Raw genomic sequence first — 595 nt, forward strand, 5'->3', positions numbered from 1 at the left:
CATCCCAGCGTCATCCTGTGGTCGCTCGGCAACGAAGAGCCGCAGCAAGTGACCGCGCGCGGTGCACGCATCGTGACCCGCATGCAACAACGCGTGCGCCAGCTGGATCCCACCCGCCCCACGACCTTCGCGATGGACAAAGGTTTTGGCGATGGCGTGGGCCAGGTGGTGGATGTGGTCGGCTTCAACTACCGCACCAGCCAGATGGACGGCTTCCGCGCGCAATACCCCAACATCCCGATCTACGGCAGCGAAACCGGCAGCACCGTGTCGGTGCGCGGCAACTATCGGCGCGATGACCAACGCGGGTACACCCGCGCCTACGACCTGGACCACCCCTGGTGGGCCAGCACCGCCGAAGCCTGGTGGAGCTATGTCGCGCAACGCCCGTACATTGCCGGCGGCTTCATCTGGACCGGCTTCGACTATCGCGGCGAGCCCACGCCTTACAACCGCTGGCCCAATGTGGCTTCGCAATTCGGCGTACTCGATAGCTGCGGTTTTCCGAAAGACAATTACTGGTACTACCGCGCGCAATGGACCAGCGAACCGGTACTGCATCTGTTCCCGCACTGGAACTGGGACGGCTTGCTGG

At 63.9% G+C, this 595-nt stretch carries 1 protein-coding gene; it reads left to right on the plus strand.

Annotation, left to right across the window (positions count from 1 at the left end; all coding sequences use genetic code 11):
- Window positions 1–595 (plus strand): glycoside hydrolase family 2 TIM barrel-domain containing protein (locus QJ48_RS39595; RefSeq protein WP_272948190.1); only part of this gene is annotated, 595 nt, incomplete at both ends.

The sequence above is a fragment of the Paenibacillus sp. A3 genome (genome assembly GCF_001399685.1).
In the GTDB taxonomy this organism is placed as follows: domain Bacteria; phylum Bacillota; class Bacilli; order Paenibacillales; family NBRC-103111; genus Paenibacillus_G.